General features: G+C 39.6%; 17 protein-coding genes and 1 rRNA gene. 11 read left to right on the forward strand and 7 right to left on the reverse strand.

Annotated features, from left to right (window positions below; translation table 11 throughout):
* Window positions 1-149: 149 nt before the first annotated feature.
* From EV694_RS07880 to EV694_RS07895, 5 genes are all read right to left on the reverse strand, one after another.
* The gene (locus tag EV694_RS07880) at window positions 150-902 is read right to left on the reverse strand and encodes an IS256 family transposase, variant Zn-binding type (RefSeq protein WP_424580053.1); all 753 of its coding nucleotides are present in this window, start codon (window positions 900-902) and stop codon (window positions 150-152) included.
* Entirely contained in the window at window positions 874-1,047 is a 174-nt protein-coding gene (locus tag EV694_RS11120) for an IS1/IS1595 family N-terminal zinc-binding domain-containing protein (protein WP_424580056.1), read from the reverse strand. Before EV694_RS11120 ends, EV694_RS07880 begins: the two co-directional genes overlap by 29 nt.
* Window positions 1,048-1,205: 158 nt before the next feature.
* Window positions 1,206-2,648, reverse strand: coding sequence for a surface lipoprotein assembly modifier (locus EV694_RS07885; RefSeq protein ID WP_132691306.1), 1,443 nt, complete (start codon window positions 2,646-2,648; stop codon window positions 1,206-1,208).
* Between the two features lie 66 nt (window positions 2,649-2,714).
* Complete coding sequence (locus EV694_RS07890; RefSeq protein WP_132691264.1) at window positions 2,715-3,557, reverse strand: Slam-dependent surface lipoprotein; 843 nt, start codon at window positions 3,555-3,557, stop codon at window positions 2,715-2,717.
* Window positions 3,558-3,663: 106 nt separating this feature from the next.
* Complete coding sequence (locus tag EV694_RS07895; RefSeq protein ID WP_132691266.1) at window positions 3,664-4,242, reverse strand: thymidine kinase; 579 nt, start codon at window positions 4,240-4,242, stop codon at window positions 3,664-3,666.
* 156 nt (window positions 4,243-4,398) lie between these two features.
* On the opposite strand from EV694_RS07895, the gene dapF reads away from it, so the two are divergent.
* From dapF to yigB, 4 genes are read left to right on the forward strand one after another with little or no spacing between them, the layout of a single operon-like run.
* On the forward strand, window positions 4,399-5,223 hold the full coding sequence (gene dapF, locus EV694_RS07900; RefSeq protein WP_132691268.1) for a diaminopimelate epimerase: 825 nt from the start codon (window positions 4,399-4,401) through the stop codon (window positions 5,221-5,223).
* A 28-nt stretch (window positions 5,224-5,251) separates the two neighbouring features.
* Window positions 5,252-5,941, forward strand: coding sequence for a DUF484 family protein (locus EV694_RS07905; protein ID WP_132691308.1), 690 nt, complete (start codon window positions 5,252-5,254; stop codon window positions 5,939-5,941).
* A 15-nt stretch (window positions 5,942-5,956) separates the two neighbouring features.
* A complete protein-coding gene (xerC, locus tag EV694_RS07910) occupies window positions 5,957-6,841 on the forward strand; it encodes a tyrosine recombinase XerC (protein WP_132691270.1) in 885 nt (294 codons plus the stop codon).
* A gap of 10 nt (window positions 6,842-6,851) precedes the next feature.
* Window positions 6,852-7,568 carry a 5-amino-6-(5-phospho-D-ribitylamino)uracil phosphatase YigB gene (gene yigB / locus EV694_RS07915; RefSeq protein WP_132691272.1) on the forward strand — a complete coding sequence of 239 codons (717 nt, stop codon included), beginning with the start codon at window positions 6,852-6,854 and terminating at the stop codon, window positions 7,566-7,568.
* On the opposite strand, the gene folB is transcribed toward yigB, so the two are convergent.
* Entirely contained in the window at window positions 7,563-7,919 is a 357-nt protein-coding gene (gene folB, locus EV694_RS07920) for a dihydroneopterin aldolase (protein ID WP_132691274.1), read from the reverse strand. The genes yigB and folB overlap by 6 nt on opposite strands.
* 168 nt (window positions 7,920-8,087) lie before the next feature.
* Here folB and plsY point away from each other — a divergent pair, with 168 nt between their 5' ends.
* On the forward strand, window positions 8,088-8,687 hold the full coding sequence (gene plsY / locus EV694_RS07925) for a glycerol-3-phosphate 1-O-acyltransferase PlsY (RefSeq protein WP_132691276.1): 600 nt from the start codon (window positions 8,088-8,090) through the stop codon (window positions 8,685-8,687).
* Window positions 8,688-8,746: 59 nt separating this feature from the next.
* On the opposite strand, the gene tsaD is transcribed toward plsY, so the two are convergent.
* A complete protein-coding gene (gene tsaD / locus EV694_RS07930; protein WP_132691278.1) occupies window positions 8,747-9,778 on the reverse strand; it encodes a tRNA (adenosine(37)-N6)-threonylcarbamoyltransferase complex transferase subunit TsaD in 1,032 nt (343 codons plus the stop codon).
* A 121-nt stretch (window positions 9,779-9,899) separates the two neighbouring features.
* On the opposite strand from tsaD, the gene gmk reads away from it, so the two are divergent.
* The 6 genes from gmk to EV694_RS07960 all read left to right on the forward strand — a co-directional run.
* Entirely contained in the window at window positions 9,900-10,520 is a 621-nt protein-coding gene (gene gmk, locus EV694_RS07935) for a guanylate kinase (RefSeq protein WP_132691280.1), read from the forward strand.
* Window positions 10,521-10,574: 54 nt separating this feature from the next.
* Window positions 10,575-10,850: a DNA-directed RNA polymerase subunit omega gene (rpoZ, locus tag EV694_RS07940; RefSeq protein WP_132691282.1), complete on the forward strand. Its 276-nt coding sequence runs from the start codon at window positions 10,575-10,577 to the stop codon at window positions 10,848-10,850.
* 37 nt (window positions 10,851-10,887) lie between these two features.
* A complete protein-coding gene (spoT, locus tag EV694_RS07945; RefSeq protein ID WP_132691284.1) occupies window positions 10,888-13,011 on the forward strand; it encodes a bifunctional GTP diphosphokinase/guanosine-3',5'-bis pyrophosphate 3'-pyrophosphohydrolase in 2,124 nt (707 codons plus the stop codon).
* 2 nt (window positions 13,012-13,013) lie between these two features.
* Entirely contained in the window at window positions 13,014-15,095 is a 2,082-nt protein-coding gene (recG, locus tag EV694_RS07950; protein WP_132691286.1) for an ATP-dependent DNA helicase RecG, read from the forward strand.
* A gap of 19 nt (window positions 15,096-15,114) precedes the next feature.
* Complete coding sequence (gene murI / locus EV694_RS07955) at window positions 15,115-15,912, forward strand: glutamate racemase (RefSeq protein WP_132691288.1); 798 nt, start codon at window positions 15,115-15,117, stop codon at window positions 15,910-15,912.
* 365 nt (window positions 15,913-16,277) lie between these two features.
* Window positions 16,278-16,587: ribosomal RNA gene (locus tag EV694_RS07960) — 16S ribosomal RNA — on the forward strand; the annotation flags it as partial.

Consider the following 16,587-nt stretch of genomic DNA (forward strand, 5'->3'; position numbering starts at 1 on the left):
TTGGTTTAATGGACAAAAATGTGGGATTTTGTCCATTTTTCTACTTAATCCTTTATGTTTATAAGGTGTAATGGACAAAATAGTTGCTAATCTGCCCATTATGCTTTCAAGTGGACAAAATAGTTGCTAATAATAATTTTCTCAAGTTGTTAGTAACTCTTTTTATTTAAAAAATCCTTTATAAACATAATCTTACGCTTTCTGCTTAATCCATTGTGATTAATTAATTTCCGCTTAAGTTCACTAAATAAACCTTCTAACCGATTTGTTGTTTTTTCAATATTTAATTCCGTATACTTTTCAAAGGTAAATAAATATTTTTCATAATATTTAATACTCGCTAATGCCCCTCTTAATCCTTTATGTTTATAAGGAAAATAACCTTTCTCATTGCATTTCTCTGAGCGTTCATTCAAATAATCTTGATGTTTTAAATACCAATAATGCAAACGACGAAAGAAATCATGTTTTTGGCTTTCCTTTAAAGTTTTCACAATGATTTTTAATTCCTTTCCAGCCTGAGATTGATGCTTTTTTCTTAATTTTCTCATCACCATTGCCACTAGATGAAAATGGCACATTTGAGCAGGCGTATTGAATATCTCTTTTAATAGTCCACGACGACCATCGCAGGTAATTGATTGAATAATATAGCCTTTTTCTATTAATTTGTTTAAAGCGAGTTGATAATAAATAGCCTTTTCTGTTTTTACAATTTGATGATAAATCACTTTTTCTGTCAGGCTATCCATTAACACTAACACACCAAAATCTCGCTTAAAGAAAGTGGTATCCATAATAATATTTAAATGTATTGATAGAGGAAGTTTTAAAGCTGTTTTAGGCGCTTTATCAATATATCTTTGAATTGTTTTAACAAGAACATTGATATTTAATGGCAAGCTCTTTATACGTCTGTTTTCCTTGAGAATAATGAAACCAAATTTCTGTGGGATTTAATTTGTTTTGAAAGGTAAACGTTTTATTACAATGATTGCATTTATAGCGTTGAATATGATTTTGAGTGCCATGTTTCTTAATATTCAGATTTAAGCAAAAAGGACAAGTTTTTTGTTCATTTTCAAAAAAGTAGGTTAAAGCCTTGTACTATAAGGCTTCAAGCCACTTTTTAGCAACTATTTTGTCCATTACACCGTTTATAAAGAAAATAACTTTTTCATTGCATTTATCTGAGCGTTCATTTTTTAAAACCTTTTACTTAACTCAAGATAAAGCCGATTTTTATCATATTGATAAAGTGGATGATTGCTTGTGTATTTTTGGTATTGCCAAGTGAGTCTTGGGGTTACGCCAAAAAAATGAATATTACGATGCCAAAGGCTAATTTGCATTGCATATTCATTATTTTTTTGTTGAATATTAAAAAAATCAGCGGCTTTATATTTTCGTCTCGCATAATTGAAAGAAGCAAAGCTAGAAATTCCCCATTTCCATTCTTGCCCCCAACCAAGTCGCAAGGATTTACGATCAAAAGCGTTATCTTTATCTCGTGTATTATCCCGTTGATAATCAGCACCTATTAGCCAATATTGCTCGCTATGGGGTAAATAAATGAGGCTATTTGACCAAAAATAATGATTTCCGTTAAGATGGTGGCGAGTTTTATAGCGTTGTTCAGCATATTCTAGCCAACTTATGGCTTGCCAATTTGGGCTTAGCCATTGACTAAAATACACACGCATTCCTGCATTATCGGCATATTGTTTGAGGCTATTACTACCCTGACTACCGCCAGCGTACCAGCGTTTTTCCACAAAAGGGGTTAAACTAATTTGTTGCTGTGCATTTTGATAGCCTAAACCAATGCCTAAACGGAGATTAAGTTCATTATACTTTTGGTTATCCCAATAATATTTACCATAAAACTGGCTTTCAAATTTACTAAATAATTGATGAGGTAATGACCATTTTTTGTTGAGGTTAAGATGATAGCCTAACCCTTTTGCACTTTCTTTTTGCCATGTTTTCCATTGCCCAATATAAGGTGTTTTGGGGGCATTATTGATATTTGATTCGCTAATATAATTCAGTCCAAAACTGATTTCCCATTGATCACGTTTATTTAAACCATCAATATATTGATCCATTAATTGATTAAATTGTGGAGAGATATTTTCGGCTCGCAATTTTTCAAATTGATCTTTGGCGGCGATATTATCATTATTTAACCATAAGGTTTGGGCTAATTGATAACGTAGAGGAAGAATATCGGGGTTAATGGCAAATAGCTTACGATATAGTTTAATAGCTTGTGGGTAATTTCCTTTCTCTTTATCCAGTATAGCTTGTCCCCAATCAAGTAAATAAGGATCAGGATCGGCAAGATCATGATATAAAGGATATAAAATTTTTACCGCAGGGGCATTATTTTCTAGTAAAGCGGGAATAAACCCTCGTTTGATTAATTCTGGCTGTTGAGCAAGTTGTTGCTCGGTTAGTTCAATGTTTTGTGGTGTTTTTTGTTCAGGTAAAGAATGTTGATAAACAGGTTTATCAAGGATCTTTGGCATCGAGCTAGAAAATTGTTCATTTGGATCTTGTTGTTTAATGGCATACGCTTGAGCCAAAGTATTGGCGGTATAAAGTGCGGTGCAAAATAGAAAAATTTTTTGATAAGTGTACTTCATCATAAAATAAAGCTATCCTTGTAGGATAGCTTTTGCCTCATTATTTATGGTATCAAATTACGTATTTTATTTGCTCGCTGCAAAGCCAGCAGCCCAGTTATCACCTTTGGCGATACCGCCTAATTCTTTTGCGTTAGGACCATAGAAGTTACCTTGAACAGAGCCTTGTCCGGGTTCGCCACTAGAGATTGCTGTACCTTGGAAAGTGTTTTGTGCGATTTGGGCATCAAGACTAATTGTTGTGGCTCCATGTGTTAAGGTACCAGATAATTTTTTGGTTGCAAAATCAGCGGTCAGCTGTGCAGAACCTGTTTCGGTTACATTGCTACCTAGACTATCACGATTTCTAACAGTATAAACAGAATCACCGTTATAAATTGATTTACCAGAAGTTGGCATTTGATTTTCAGGTGTTAACACCCCTGTATAGTATAAGTAAGTTTCTGCGCTAGAAACATTATATGACCCTACTTTCACACTCTCAAACTTTCCACAACAATTATTGTTACCATTCAAAGAAAGCCAACCACCAGAATATATCCCCGGATAAGAAGAAAGCTGAATATTTGTACCATTAACCGTAATAGAGGTTAAGCTATTAGCATTAAACTCTTGTACGTTAGACACTGCTGAATTATCACTTTTTACTGACACATAACCGCTGTTGCTAGTTTCTCCACTTGTGGAGGATTGAGCTGTGCTTGATGAAGTTTGGTTTGAGCCTGTTCCTGCATTTCCACCAGAAGAAGTGCCTGATGTTGAAGGTGTACTCGCTGGCGGTGTAGAGCCTGAACCCGTATTGGCAGAAGGGCTTTCTGAGTTATCCCCCCCCCCGCTACTACCGCAAGCGGCAAGGACAACGGCGGTGGCAAGCGTTAAACCGAATTTAAGATACTGTGCTTTATTCATAGCTAGGAACTCCACTGTATAGATTAAGTTAAGTTTTTTTACATTGTTATACAACTGTTGCTATTATAATCCTTTTTTATGTAATAATCTATACTCTATTATAAAATTAACTTTCTATTTTCTCCTTATAATGCCAACGACAAACCGATAAATAACGATCATTTCCACCGATTTGGATTTGTTCGCCGTCTTTGACTACTTCTCCCTCGGCATTAAGGCGTAGCACAAAGTTGGCTTTGCGTCCGCAGTAACAAATGGTTTTTAGCTCCTCTAATTGATCTGCCCAAGCGAGTAAATAACGGCTTCCTTCAAATAATTCTGCTTGAAAATCGGTGCGTAAACCGTAGCAAAGTACAGGAATATGCAATTTATCCACCACATCACTGAGTTGATATACTTGCTGTTTGGTAAGAAATTGTGCCTCGTCAATTAAAATACAATGTAGGTTTTCTTGCTTTAAATGTTGGCTTATTTCGTCAAATAAATTGGTATCCGCTTGGAATAATCTTGCTTGCTGACTAATGCCTATTCTTGAGGTGATTTGTCCTACCCCAAAACGGTCGTCAATGGCGGCGGTGTAAAGCAGGGTATTCATACCTCGCTCACGATAGTTATAGTCCGACTGGAGCAGGGTTGTGGATTTTCCTGCATTCATTGTTGAATAATAAAAATAAAGTTTTGCCATAATGCGTTACTGATTTTTGGTTAAGTGTAAAAAAGTGCGGTCAGTTTTGCGAAAGTTTTTGGCGTTTGCGGAGATTGATGAAAATGCTTTAACTCTCGTCCATTATCTTATTATAATAACCGCAAAATGATTATTGTATAGTGAGAAGGATAGGAAATGCAATTTTCCAAAATGCATGGTTTAGGTAATGATTTTGTGGTGGTTGATGGGGTAACGCAAAATGTGTATTTTGCGGAAGAAACCATTCGGCGTTTAGCGGATCGTCATCGGGGGATTGGTTTTGATCAGTTATTGTTGGTTGAGCCGCCTTATGATCCTGAGTTAGATTTTCATTATCGTATTTTTAATGCGGACGGCAGTGAAGTAGCACAATGTGGCAATGGGGCAAGGTGTTTTGCCCGTTTTGTTTATTTGAAAGGTTTGACCAATAAGAAAACTATCGCGGTCAGCACGCAAAGTGGCAAAATGCAGTTGATCTTAAATGATGACGACACTGTACGAGTGGATATGGGCGAGCCAATTTGGGAGCCGAGCAAAATTCCGTTTGTGGCGAATCGTTTTGAAAAAAATTATATTATTCGCACCGATATTCAAACGGTGTTATGCGGTGCGGTATCTATGGGCAATCCGCATTGTGTTGTGCAAGTTGAGGATATTTATAAGGCAAAAGTAGAGCAATTAGGGGCATTATTAGAAAAACACGAGCGTTTTCCTGAGCGTGTGAATGTAGGCTTTATGCAGGTGGTAAATCGGCAACAGATTAAATTGCGTGTCTATGAACGAGGTGCGGGGGAGACGCAAGCCTGTGGGAGTGGAGCTTGTGCCGCGGCGGCGGTGGGGATAATGCAAGGCCTACTTGATAATAAGGTACAGGTGGATTTGCCCGGTGGGCGGCTACACATTGAATGGCAAGGGGAAGGGCATCATTTATATATGACTGGCACAGCGACGCATATTTATGATGGTGTGATAACACTTTAATGTGGGAAGTTGAAATAAGGATAGTATGATGACACAACAAGATCTTGAATTAGCTACCGTTCAATATTTACGTGATAATCCTGATTTTTTTCAGCGACATCAAACATTATTAGATGAATTATCCGTTGTTCATCATAAAAAAGGGACATTATCCTTGGTGGAAATGCAATTACAACGACAACGGGATCAAATTGCCTTGTTAGAAGCAAGGCTCTCAGAGTTAACGCAATTAGCGGAATATAATGCCAATATTTTTTTCAGCTTAATGCCATTGCAACAGACCTTAAGCCAAAGCCAGACCCTAGAGCAAGGGGTAAGCGTATTGAATAATTGGGCGGATACTTTAGGGCTACAACAGGCTAAAATCTTGTTATTACGAGATAGCTGGTTGCCTATTGAATACTTACCAGAACAATTTTGGTTAGATCGTAAAGCCTTTGAAATAATTAGGCTTGAACGTTTAGGCTTACGCCGTTTTTATCTAGGCCAGCTTACGCATAAAGAAAAAACCTTAATTTTTTTACCAGAAGAGTTGCCAGTAGGCTCTGTTGCCTATTGTTTATTGGGGCAAGGGCTAAATCAAACCAGTGCGGTGTTATTGTTTAGTTCCCATGACGAAAACCATTTTCATCTTAAGCAAGATACTTTCTTTTTACAAAAATTGAGTGAAATGGTAGAAGCCCATTTACGCCGTTGGTTGGCGGATTATCAAAAATAATCGGGCGTGATATTTATGCAACAATGGTTACAAAAATACTGGGATTATTTAAGAATTGAGCGTCAGGTAAGTCCTCATACTTTGGCAAATTATCAACGTCAGCTTGCTTGGATTGTTACGTTATTACAACAGCAGGGCATTGAACATTGGCAACAGGTTACGCCAAGTGTCGTGCGTTTTGTGTTAACACAAAGCTACCAAGCGGGGCTAAAGCCGAAAAGTTTAGCTTTGCGTTTATCGGCACTACGTCAATTTTTACAGTATTTAGTCCAGCAACAGCAATTAAAGGTCAATCCTGCCCTGGGGATTTCTGCCCCTAAGCAAGCGAAACATTTACCCAAAAACCTTGATGCCGAACAGGTACAACAATTACTCAATAACCAAAGTAAAGAGCCTATTGACCTGCGTGATCAAGCCATGATGGAATTGATGTATAGTTCAGGTTTGCGTTTATCGGAATTACAAGGCTTAGACCTACAAAATATTAATACCAGAGTGCGTGAAGTGAGGGTTATCGGAAAAGGTAATAAGGAACGAATTTTGCCTTTTGGACGCTATGCCAGTGATGCCCTCCAGAAATGGTTAAAAGTACGCCCTTTATTTAACCCACAGGATAATGCCTTATTTGTGAGCCAAGTGGGCAAGCGAATTTCGCACCGTAGTATTCAAAAACGTTTAGAAAAATGGGGAATAAAACAGGGATTAAACAGCCACTTAAATCCCCATAAATTACGCCATTCTTTTGCCACCCATATGCTAGAGGCAAGCTCAGATCTACGTGCGGTACAAGAATTATTAGGGCATGCCAATTTGTCCACAACCCAGATTTATACTCATTTAAATTTTCAGCATTTGGCTGAAGTGTATGATTCTGCGCACCCAAGGGCAAAAAAGAAATAAGGAGAAAATGATGCGTTTTTATCGAGGTTTAAGCAAATTTCAAATCATCAGTTTTGATCTTGATGATACCTTATATGATAATCGCCCTGTTATCACACAGGCAGAGCAGGCTTTTGTGGATTATCTTGCTCAACGTAGCGGTATCACACACATCAATTTAGCCTATTGGCAAGATTGGAAACACAGAGTAGAACAACAAAATCCCTTATTATGTGAAGATGTGGTGCAATGGCGGCGAGAAACCTTACGCCAATTATTGCAGGCTCATCAACAAAGTGCGGTGGAAATTGAAAAAATTATTGCCGATAGTTTGCACCAATTTGTACTGTGGCGACATCAAATTTCATTACCTGAGCAAAGCATTGAGGTATTAAATCAACTGGCAGAGAAATACGCCATTGTGGCATTAACCAATGGTAACGTAGAGCCCGCCAAGATCGGATTACCCCAGTTCCGTTTGGTTTTACGCGGCGGCGAACATGGACGAGCAAAACCGCATCAAGATTTATTTTATCAAGCCTGTGAGCATTTTAATATTGCCCCACAACAGCTCCTACATATTGGCGATAATCTGTTCACTGATGTACAAGGGGCAATCCAAGCAGGTTGTCAAGCGGTGTGGCTGAATAATGAAAATACGCCATTAATTCAACATACTCAAACAAGATTATTGCCCAATTTAGAAATTACCCAACTTAATGAATTATTAGCATTGAAAGGGCTATAATTTGCCACGCTCAATAATAATCCCCACATTGCGGGCTTGTGCCACAGCTTTGGGCTTACTCAATTTTAAGCGTAGCCAAGAAATATCAAATTGTTGTTGTAACTGTTCAGCCACTTCATTAGCAACACGTTCAAGCAATAAAAAAGGTTTGCTCTCAACATAATCAATAATAAATTGGCTTACTTCCGCATAATTTAAACAATCCTTCACATCATCGCTTTTTCCCGCCTGACGACTATCCCACGCCATTTCAAGATCAAAAATTAAGGCTTGTTTTATTTGTTGTTCCCAATCATAAATCCCAATTTGAGCAAATAGGGTTAATCCCTCAATAAAAATACGATCTTGCATTGATATACCTCATAGAAATCATGATATTATAACCGTCCCACTTTAAAATAATGCCGTGTTCACACGCTTCGTCTTATTTTAAATTGAACAACGATAAAAATGTTGTGAGGCGTATGCTACCAATTTTAGCGACGATACACGAACAAAATTTTGACAGGAGAAAAAGAAATGAGCCTATTTGCAATCTTTTATATGTTATGTGCCTATTTATTAGGCTCAATTTCAACGGCTATCTTATTCTGTCGCCTAGCAAAATTGCCCGATCCTCGTACCCAAGGCTCGCAAAATCCCGGAGCAACCAATGTCCTACGTATTGGCGGAAAATGGTCAGCGCTCGCCGTATTATTCTGTGATATGTTAAAAGGTATGTTACCTGTCTGGTTAGGATATTATTTAGGCTTAAGCCAATTTGAATTAGGTATGGTGGCATTAGGCGCCTGTTTAGGGCATATTTTTCCAATTTTTTTCAAATTTAAAGGGGGAAAAGGCGTTGCTACTGCCTTTGGGGCAATTGCCCCCATTGATTGGTCAGTGGCAGGTGCGATGCTAGCTTGTTGGCTCATCACTTTTCTCATTAGTGGCTATTCTTCATTAAGTGCCGTCATTACCGCATTAATCATTCCTTTCATTGTTTGGTGGGTAAAACCCGAATTTACCTTTCCTGTCGCCCTCGTCTGTTGCCTACTCATTTACCGCCACCACGATAACATTCAACGCCTATGGCGAGGACAAGAAGATAAGTTATGGGGGAGATTTAAGGGAAAATAAGAAATTTTTTATTGGGAGAGAATGAAATGAAAAAGTGCGGTAATTTTTACCGCACTTTTTTAATTAATAGGCGCTAATTCCGTCATATTCCAACGTGGTTTGACTTGAATAGCAAGATCTTGTTGTTCACCATATTTTAGGCGTAAGAAGCCTGCGTAGGCAATCATTGCACCGTTGTCGGTGCAGAATTGTGGTTGTGGGTAGAAAACTTCGCCGCCTAATTGGTGCATTAATTGGGCAAGTTGTTGGCGTAGCTGTTGGTTGGCGCTTACCCCTCCTGCGATCACGAGGCGTTTTAAGCCTGTCTGTTGTAAAGCTCGGCGACATTTGATGGCAAGAGTTTCTACTACCGCCAGTTGGAAAGCATAAGCAATATCGGCTTTGGTTTGTGCAGTAAGTTGTCCTTCTTGTTGTATGGCTTGATGAATGGTGTTGGCAGCAAAGGTTTTTAATCCTGAAAAGCTGAAATCCAGCCCTGGGCGATCGGTCATTGGGCGAGGAAAAAGAAAGCGATGAGGATTGCCTTGTTGAGCGAGGCGAGATAAGGCTGCGCCACCGGGATAATCTAAACCTAATAATTTGGCGGTTTTGTCAAAGGCCTCGCCAGCGGCGTCATCAATGGATTCGCCTAAGAGTTGGTAATTGCCGACGCCTTCTACTTGGACTAATTGGGTATGCCCGCCTGATACCAATAGGGCAATGAAAGGAAAGCGAGGTGGGTTTTCTTCTAGCATTGGTGCGAGGAGATGCCCTTCCATGTGGTGTACACCCAATGCTGGGACTTGCCAAGCATAAGCTAAAGATCGCGCAATAGTCGCCCCAACGAGCAATGCACCTACTAAGCCAGGTCCTGAGGTATAGGCGATGCCTTGAATATCTTTGGCGGTGAGGTTTGCCTGTTGTAAGGCGGCTTGAATAAGGGGGAGGGTTTTGCGAATATGATCCCTTGAGGCTAATTCGGGGACAACTCCGCCATAATCAGCGTGTAACTCAATTTGGCTATAAAGTTGGTTGGCGATGAGTCCTTGTTGTTCATCATAAATGGCAACGCCTGTTTCATCGCAAGAGGTTTCGATACCTAAAACTTTCATTAATTTTCTCTCATTGGCTATTATTGGGCGTTATTTTAACAGAAATATCGTGAAAAATGACCGCACTTTTTGTGGAATTTTGGCATAATAAGCGGGTTTGAATTTAGGAGAAGAGAATTTTATGCAACAAGGTAATCTTTATATTCTTTCTGCACCTAGTGGGGCAGGAAAATCTTCATTGATTAATGCGTTATTGGCGGATTCCGATAAGATGAAAGTTTCCGTTTCTCATACGACACGCCAACCAAGACCGGGGGAGCAGGAGGGTGTGCATTATTATTTTGTGGAACAAGGGGAATTTGAGCGTCTTATTGAACAAGGGGTATTTTTGGAATATGCCAAGGTGTTTGGTGGGCATTATTATGGTACTTCATTGCCGATGATTGAGCAGTCTTTGGCACAGGGGATCGATGTGTTTTTGGATATTGATTGGCAGGGCGCGCGCCAGATTCGGGAAAAGATGCCCAATGTAAAAAGTATTTTTATTTTACCGCCATCTTTGGCGGCGTTGGAACAGCGTTTGATTGGACGTGGGCAGGATTCGGCAGAGGTGATTGCTCAACGTATGGAAAAAGCCCAGAGTGAAATGTGTCATTATGATGAATATGATTATGTGATCATTAATGATGAATTTTCTCAAGCCTTGCAGGATATTTGTCATATTTTGGCGGCAGAACGTTTGAAAACCCAAGTGCAGAAAGTCAGTCAGCAAGGATTAATTGCTGAATTGCTAGCAAAATAGACCGCACTTTAGTATGATATATGCCCTTTATGTTTAGAGAAATTGGAGTAAATTATGGCTCGAGTAACAGTTCAAGATGCGGTTGAGAAAATTGGTAACCGTTTTGATTTAATTTTAACCGCAGCACGTCGTGCAAGACAGTTGCAATTACATGTGCGTGAACCTTTAGTACCTGAAGAGAATGATAAGCCGACTGTGATTGCGTTGCGTGAAATTGAAAAAGGGTTAATCAATAATGAAATTATGGATTCCCAAGAAGCGGAAGTGGAAGAAGAACGCAAAGAAAGTGAAGATTATGCAGTGTCGTTGCTGACAACGGAGAATGTGTAATTGATTTTAATTATTGTGGGCGAAGAGCGGTCAAAATATGTATCTTTTTGAAAGTTTAAATACCATTATTCAAGGTTATTTGCCAGCGGAGCAAATTGAATTAGTAAAGCGTGCATTTGTGATTGCTCGAGATGCCCACGAGGGGCAATATCGTTCTAGTGGCGAGCCTTATATTACTCACCCTGTGGCGGTGGCTTCCATTATTGCTGAAATGAAGCTGGATCACGAAGCGGTGATGGCGGCATTATTGCACGATGTGATTGAGGATACGCCTTATACGGAACAACAATTAACCGCTGAATTTGGTAAAAGTGTGGCGGAAATTGTGGAGGGCGTGTCAAAACTTGATAAATTAAAATTCCGTACTCGTAAAGAAGCAGAGGCGGAAAATTTTCGTAAAATGATTTTGGCAATGACACGGGATATTCGTGTTGTGCTGATTAAGTTAGCGGATAGAACCCATAATATGCGTACCTTGGGGGCACTGCGACCAGATAAGCGGCGGCGTATTGCTAAAGAAACCCTTGAAATTTATAGCCCTTTGGCGCATCGTCTTGGTATTGAGCATATTAAAAATGAATTAGAAGATCTTGGCTTTGAAGCAATGTATCCACAACGTTATTCGGTGTTACAGAAAGTCATTCAAGTGGCACGGGGTAATCGTAAGGAAATGATTCAACGCATTTCCCAAGAAATTAAAGGGCGTTTAGATGATGTGGGGATCAAGGCCAGAGTATTTGGACGGGAAAAACACCTTTATTCTATTTATCAGAAAATGCGGCTTAAAGAGCAACGTTTTCATTCCATTATGGATATTTATGCCTTTCGTGCGGTGGTGGCAGATTTAGATACTTGCTATCGTGTTTTGGGGCAAATGCATAGCCTATATAAACCTCGTCCCGGCAAAGTGAAAGATTATATTGCGGTGCCTAAGGCAAATGGTTATCAGTCGTTACATACCTCAATGATTGGGCCTCATGGTGTGCCTGTGGAAGTACAGATCCGTACGGAAGAAATGGATCAAATGGCGGAAATGGGGGTAGCGGCGCATTGGGCTTATAAGCAAAATGGTAAAAATGATTCCACAACGGTACAAATTAAGGCACAACGTTGGCTACAAAGCATTATTGAGTTACAACAAAGTGCGGGCAATTCTTTTGAATTTATTGAGAATGTAAAATCAGATTTATTTCCTGATGAGATTTATGTGTTTACCCCGAAAGGACGGATTGTGGAGTTGCCTGCTGGCGCAACGCCCGTGGATTTTGCCTATGCGGTACATACTGGCATTGGTAATACTTGTGTGGGGGCAAGGGTGGATCGTGAACCTTATCCTTTAGCTCAAGCCTTACAATCAGGGCAAACGGTGGATATTATTACTGCGCCTGCAGCACGTCCAAATGCAGGCTGGTTAAATTTTGTGGTAACTGCGAAGGCGAGGGCCAACATTCGTCAAACCTTGAAAAATTTACGCCGAGATGAGTCTATTTTGTTAGGCAAGCGTCAGTTAGTACACGCCTTAGCACCTGTAAAATTAGAACAACTTGAAGAATTGCGTATTCAAGCGGTATTGCAAGAATTAAAGTTAGAAAGTTTTGATGATTTATTGGCTGAAATTGGCTTAGGCAATCAAATGAGTGCGGTGGTTGCGGTGAAATTATTGGGCGAAGCCATAGAAATTGATACCGATGGCGACTTGCATAATCATCAGCAACATTTAGTGATAAAAGGGGCGGAAAGTTTATTAACTACCTTTGCAAAATGTTGTCATCCTATTCCCGGTGATCCTATTGTTGCTTATGTTAGCCCAGGGAAAGGTTTGGTTGTACATCACGAATGTTGTTCAAATTTAAAAGATCGCCAAGAGAACCCTGAACAATATATGAGCGTTGAATGGGAGCAAAGCGAAAATAAAATTGAATTTGAAACGGAGTTGTGGGTGGATATTATTAATCAGCAAGGTACATTTGCTAATTTAACCACAGCAATTACGGAGGCTGGAAGTAATATTCATTCTATTTCTACAGAAGAACGTGATGGGCGTTTATACCAAGTTACCTTAGTCTTAACCACGCAGGATCGTCATCATCTTGAAAATGTGATACGCAAGATTCGTACGGTATCAGGGGTGGTGAATATTGTGCGTAATAAAAATGAATAACGATGGCGACTCAATTACTTGATGCGGTTCCTCTTACGGCTCTATCGGGCGTAGGGGCAGCCATTGCGGAGAAATTAGGGCGTATAGGCATTAATAATGTACAGGATTTATTACTTCATTTTCCGTTACGTTATGAAGATCGTACCAGAATTACCCCCATTATTGATCTACGTCCAGAACAGTATGCGACCATAGAAGGGGTGGTGCAGACGTGCGAAGTGCAAACTGGTCGCCGTCCAATCTTAATGGTGACTTTATCAGATGGTACATCAAAATTGGCTTTACGCTTTTTTAACTTTAATGTTGCCATGAAAAATAGTTTGCGGGTGGGAGAGCGAGTAAAGGCGTTTGGCGAAGTGAAACGTGGTCGATTTATGGCAGAAATGCACCACCCTGAATACCAAGTGATTAAAAATCATTCCCCTTTACAATTAGAGGAAACCCTAACGCCGATTTATTCAACCACTGAAGGCTTAAAGCAAGCCACATTGCGTAAATTAACAGATCAAGCCCTAAAATTATTAGATAAAATTCAAATACCAGAGATTTTACCTGAACAATTTAATCCACATCATTATAGCTTAAAACAAGCCATTCAATTTTTGCATCGTCCAACCCCTGACGTTAGCCCTCAATTATTAGAACAAGCACAACACCCCGCACAATTACGCCTGATTTTTGAGGAGTTGCTCGCTTATAACCTTGCGATGCAAAAAGTGCGGTCTAAAATTCAACAAAATTTTGCTCATCCGCTGGTGATGAAAACAGATTTAGTGGCAAGATTTTTAGCAAATTTGCCTTTCCAACCTACGCAGGCACAAGGCAATGTGAGCAGGGATATTCAACAGGATTTAGCCAAACCTGTGCCGATGATGCGTTTAGTTCAAGGTGATGTAGGCTCAGGAAAAACCTTAGTTGCTGCTTTAGCTGCATTGATTGCCATTGATAATGGTAAGCAAGTGGCATTGATGGCACCCACAGAAATCTTAGCGGAGCAACATACGCAAAATTTTATGGCTTGGTTTGAGCCTTTAGGGATAAAAGTAGGCTGGTTAGCAGGTAAGGTAAAGGGGAAAGCAAGACAAACACAATTAAGCCAGTTAGCCGATGGGCAAATTGATATTATTATTGGCACACATGCTTTATTTCAAGAGCAAGTGCAATTTGCTGATCTTGCGTTGGTTATTGTTGATGAACAGCATCGTTTTGGTGTACATCAGCGTTTAATGTTGCGAGAAAAAGGGGAAAAACAAGGGGTCTATCCTCATCAATTAATTATGACCGCAACGCCTATTCCTCGTACATTAGCCATGACGGTTTATGCGGATTTAGATACCTCTATTATTGATCAATTACCGCCAGGGCGTACCCCTATTACGACGGTGGTGATGGCGGATGATCGGCGAGATGAAATTGTACGGCGTGTTTATCATGCTTGTGCTGAAGAAAAACGCCAAGCCTATTGGGTTTGCACCTTGATTGATGAATCAGAAGTGTTAGAAGCACAAGCCGCGGAAGCCACAGCCGAAGATTTACGCAAATGCTTGCCACAATTAAAGATTGGGCTTGTGCATGGGAGAATGAAACCGCAAGAAAAACAAGCAATTATGGCTGAATTTAAACAGGCAAAATTGGATTTGTTGGTGGCGACGACGGTCATTGAAGTGGGCGTTGATGTTCCTAATGCCAGTGTAATGATTATTGAAAATGCAGAACGTTTAGGTTTATCTCAGCTACATCAGCTACGAGGGCGAGTGGGACGAGGATCAACGGCGTCCTATTGTGTGCTAATGTATAAAGCACCGTTAGGAAAAATTTCCCGTCAACGATTGCAAGTTATGCGAGATAGCCAAGATGGTTTTGTGATTGCGGAAAAAGATTTGCAAATTAGAGGAGCGGGCGAAGTTTTAGGGACGAAACAAACTGGGATGGCGGAATTTAAAGTAGCAAATTTAGTTCGTGATCGAAAAATGATCCCGAGTGTACAATATTATGCCAAACAGATTATGCAAACATCGCCACAGCTTGCCGAGAATATTATTCAACGTTGGTTAGGACAACGAGAAATTTATACCAATGCGTAATGAGGTTAGGTAAAAGTTAATGAAACCTACGATTTTATTTTTTGATTCTGGTGTTGGTGGTTTAAGTGTTTATCGTGAAACACGGGCATTATTGCCAGATTATCATTATTTATATTGCTTTGATAATGCTTTCTTCCCTTATTCAGAACGCGCTGAGGAAGATATTGTAACCCGTGTTTTAATGATTTGTCAGCAAATTCATCAGCGCTATCCCCTTGATTTAATTGTGATTGCTTGTAATACGGCAAGTACAGTCGTGTTGCCAGCATTGCGTCAAGCCTTTTGTTGCCCCATTGTTGGCACTGTACCTGCGATAAAACCCGCGGCAATAATAAGTAAAACGAAACATATTGGATTATTAGCGACAAAAGGCACGATAAATCGTGCTTATGTTGCTGAACTTATTTGGCAGTATGCAAAAGATTGTAAAGTGGAAAAAATTGGTTCTACCCAATTAGTGCAATTAGCAGAACAAAAATTGCATGGGCACTCAGTAGATCTTATTGCTTTGCGTAATGAATTATTAACTTGGCTTGAGCAAGTGGATTTAGATACAGTGGTTTTGGGTTGCACCCATTTCCCTTTATTAAAAGAGGAAATTCAGATTTGTTTACCTCAGGTTAAGCATTTTGTTGACTCTGGACAAGCTATTGCAAAACGCATTGAGTTTTTGTTAGCGGATTATCAAACAGAAATGGATAAAGAGCCTGTGTTGAGCAATTTAGCATTTTGTACACAAAATTTTTCTACACAAGGGCAGTTTGTAAGAATATTGAAAGAATGGGGATTTTCTCAACTTATCCAATTAGATCAATAAATTAGATTATTACTTTGAATCTGTTTAAGGTTAATAAATAATCATTCAGTTTTTTTGAATAAAAAATTCCTTGCACGAAAGAAAAAGATCCCTATAATACGCCTCCGCAACGCAATGCTGTGAAGTTTAACCGATAGATAAGATTATCTTAAGATTAAATAAAACAATCAATAAAAATATGATTGACAGCTTTTGGCGAATTGACTAGAATAGTCAGCCTTGCTTTTAGCAAGATGTTCTTTAAAAACTAAATCAGACAATCTGTGTGGGCACTCGTGTGCTTGAGTTTGAAAATATTGAAAATTTTAGATTTAACACACCAGTGCTGACCAATTTATTTGAAGTCAGTATTGAGTGGAAGGATTAAACTGAAGAGTTTGATCATGGCTCAGATTGAACGCTGGCGGCAGGCTTAACACATGCAAGTCGAACGGTAACGGGAAAGAAACTTGTTTCTTTTGCTGACGAGTGGCGGACGGGTGAGTAAGGCTTGGGAATTTGGCTTATGGAGGGGGATAACCACGGGAAACTGTGGCTAATACCGCGTAATATCGAGAGATTAAAGTAGTGGGACTTTTTAGCCACTAGCCATAAGATAAGCCCAAGTGAGATTAGCTAGTTGGTGGGGTAAAGGCCTACCAAGGCGACGATCTCTAGCTGGTCTGAGAGGATGAC

The organism is Volucribacter psittacicida (assembly GCF_004339025.1).
Classification (GTDB): domain Bacteria; phylum Pseudomonadota; class Gammaproteobacteria; order Enterobacterales; family Pasteurellaceae; genus Volucribacter; species Volucribacter psittacicida.

Excerpts from the sequence above, each read along its gene's own strand:
- xerC (WP_132691270.1), top strand. The coding sequence starts at position 5,957 with ATGCAACAATGGTTACAAAAATACTGGGATTATTTAAGAATTGAGCGT.
- EV694_RS07885 (WP_132691306.1), bottom strand. The coding sequence starts at position 2,648 with ATGAAGTACACTTATCAAAAAATTTTTCTATTTTGCACCGCACTTTAT.
- murI (WP_132691288.1), top strand. The coding sequence starts at position 15,115 with ATGAAACCTACGATTTTATTTTTTGATTCTGGTGTTGGTGGTTTAAGT.
- gmk (WP_132691280.1), top strand. The coding sequence starts at position 9,900 with ATGCAACAAGGTAATCTTTATATTCTTTCTGCACCTAGTGGGGCAGGA.
- folB (WP_132691274.1), bottom strand. The coding sequence starts at position 7,919 with ATGCAAGATCGTATTTTTATTGAGGGATTAACCCTATTTGCTCAAATT.
- yigB (WP_132691272.1), top strand. The coding sequence starts at position 6,852 with ATGCGTTTTTATCGAGGTTTAAGCAAATTTCAAATCATCAGTTTTGAT.
- EV694_RS07890 (WP_132691264.1), bottom strand. The coding sequence starts at position 3,557 with ATGAATAAAGCACAGTATCTTAAATTCGGTTTAACGCTTGCCACCGCC.
- plsY (WP_132691276.1), top strand. The coding sequence starts at position 8,088 with ATGAGCCTATTTGCAATCTTTTATATGTTATGTGCCTATTTATTAGGC.
- rpoZ (WP_132691282.1), top strand. The coding sequence starts at position 10,575 with ATGGCTCGAGTAACAGTTCAAGATGCGGTTGAGAAAATTGGTAACCGT.
- recG (WP_132691286.1), top strand. The coding sequence starts at position 13,014 with ATGGCGACTCAATTACTTGATGCGGTTCCTCTTACGGCTCTATCGGGC.
- spoT (WP_132691284.1), top strand. The coding sequence starts at position 10,888 with ATGTATCTTTTTGAAAGTTTAAATACCATTATTCAAGGTTATTTGCCA.
- EV694_RS07895 (WP_132691266.1), bottom strand. The coding sequence starts at position 4,242 with ATGGCAAAACTTTATTTTTATTATTCAACAATGAATGCAGGAAAATCC.
- EV694_RS07905 (WP_132691308.1), top strand. The coding sequence starts at position 5,252 with ATGACACAACAAGATCTTGAATTAGCTACCGTTCAATATTTACGTGAT.
- tsaD (WP_132691278.1), bottom strand. The coding sequence starts at position 9,778 with ATGAAAGTTTTAGGTATCGAAACCTCTTGCGATGAAACAGGCGTTGCC.
- dapF (WP_132691268.1), top strand. The coding sequence starts at position 4,399 with ATGCAATTTTCCAAAATGCATGGTTTAGGTAATGATTTTGTGGTGGTT.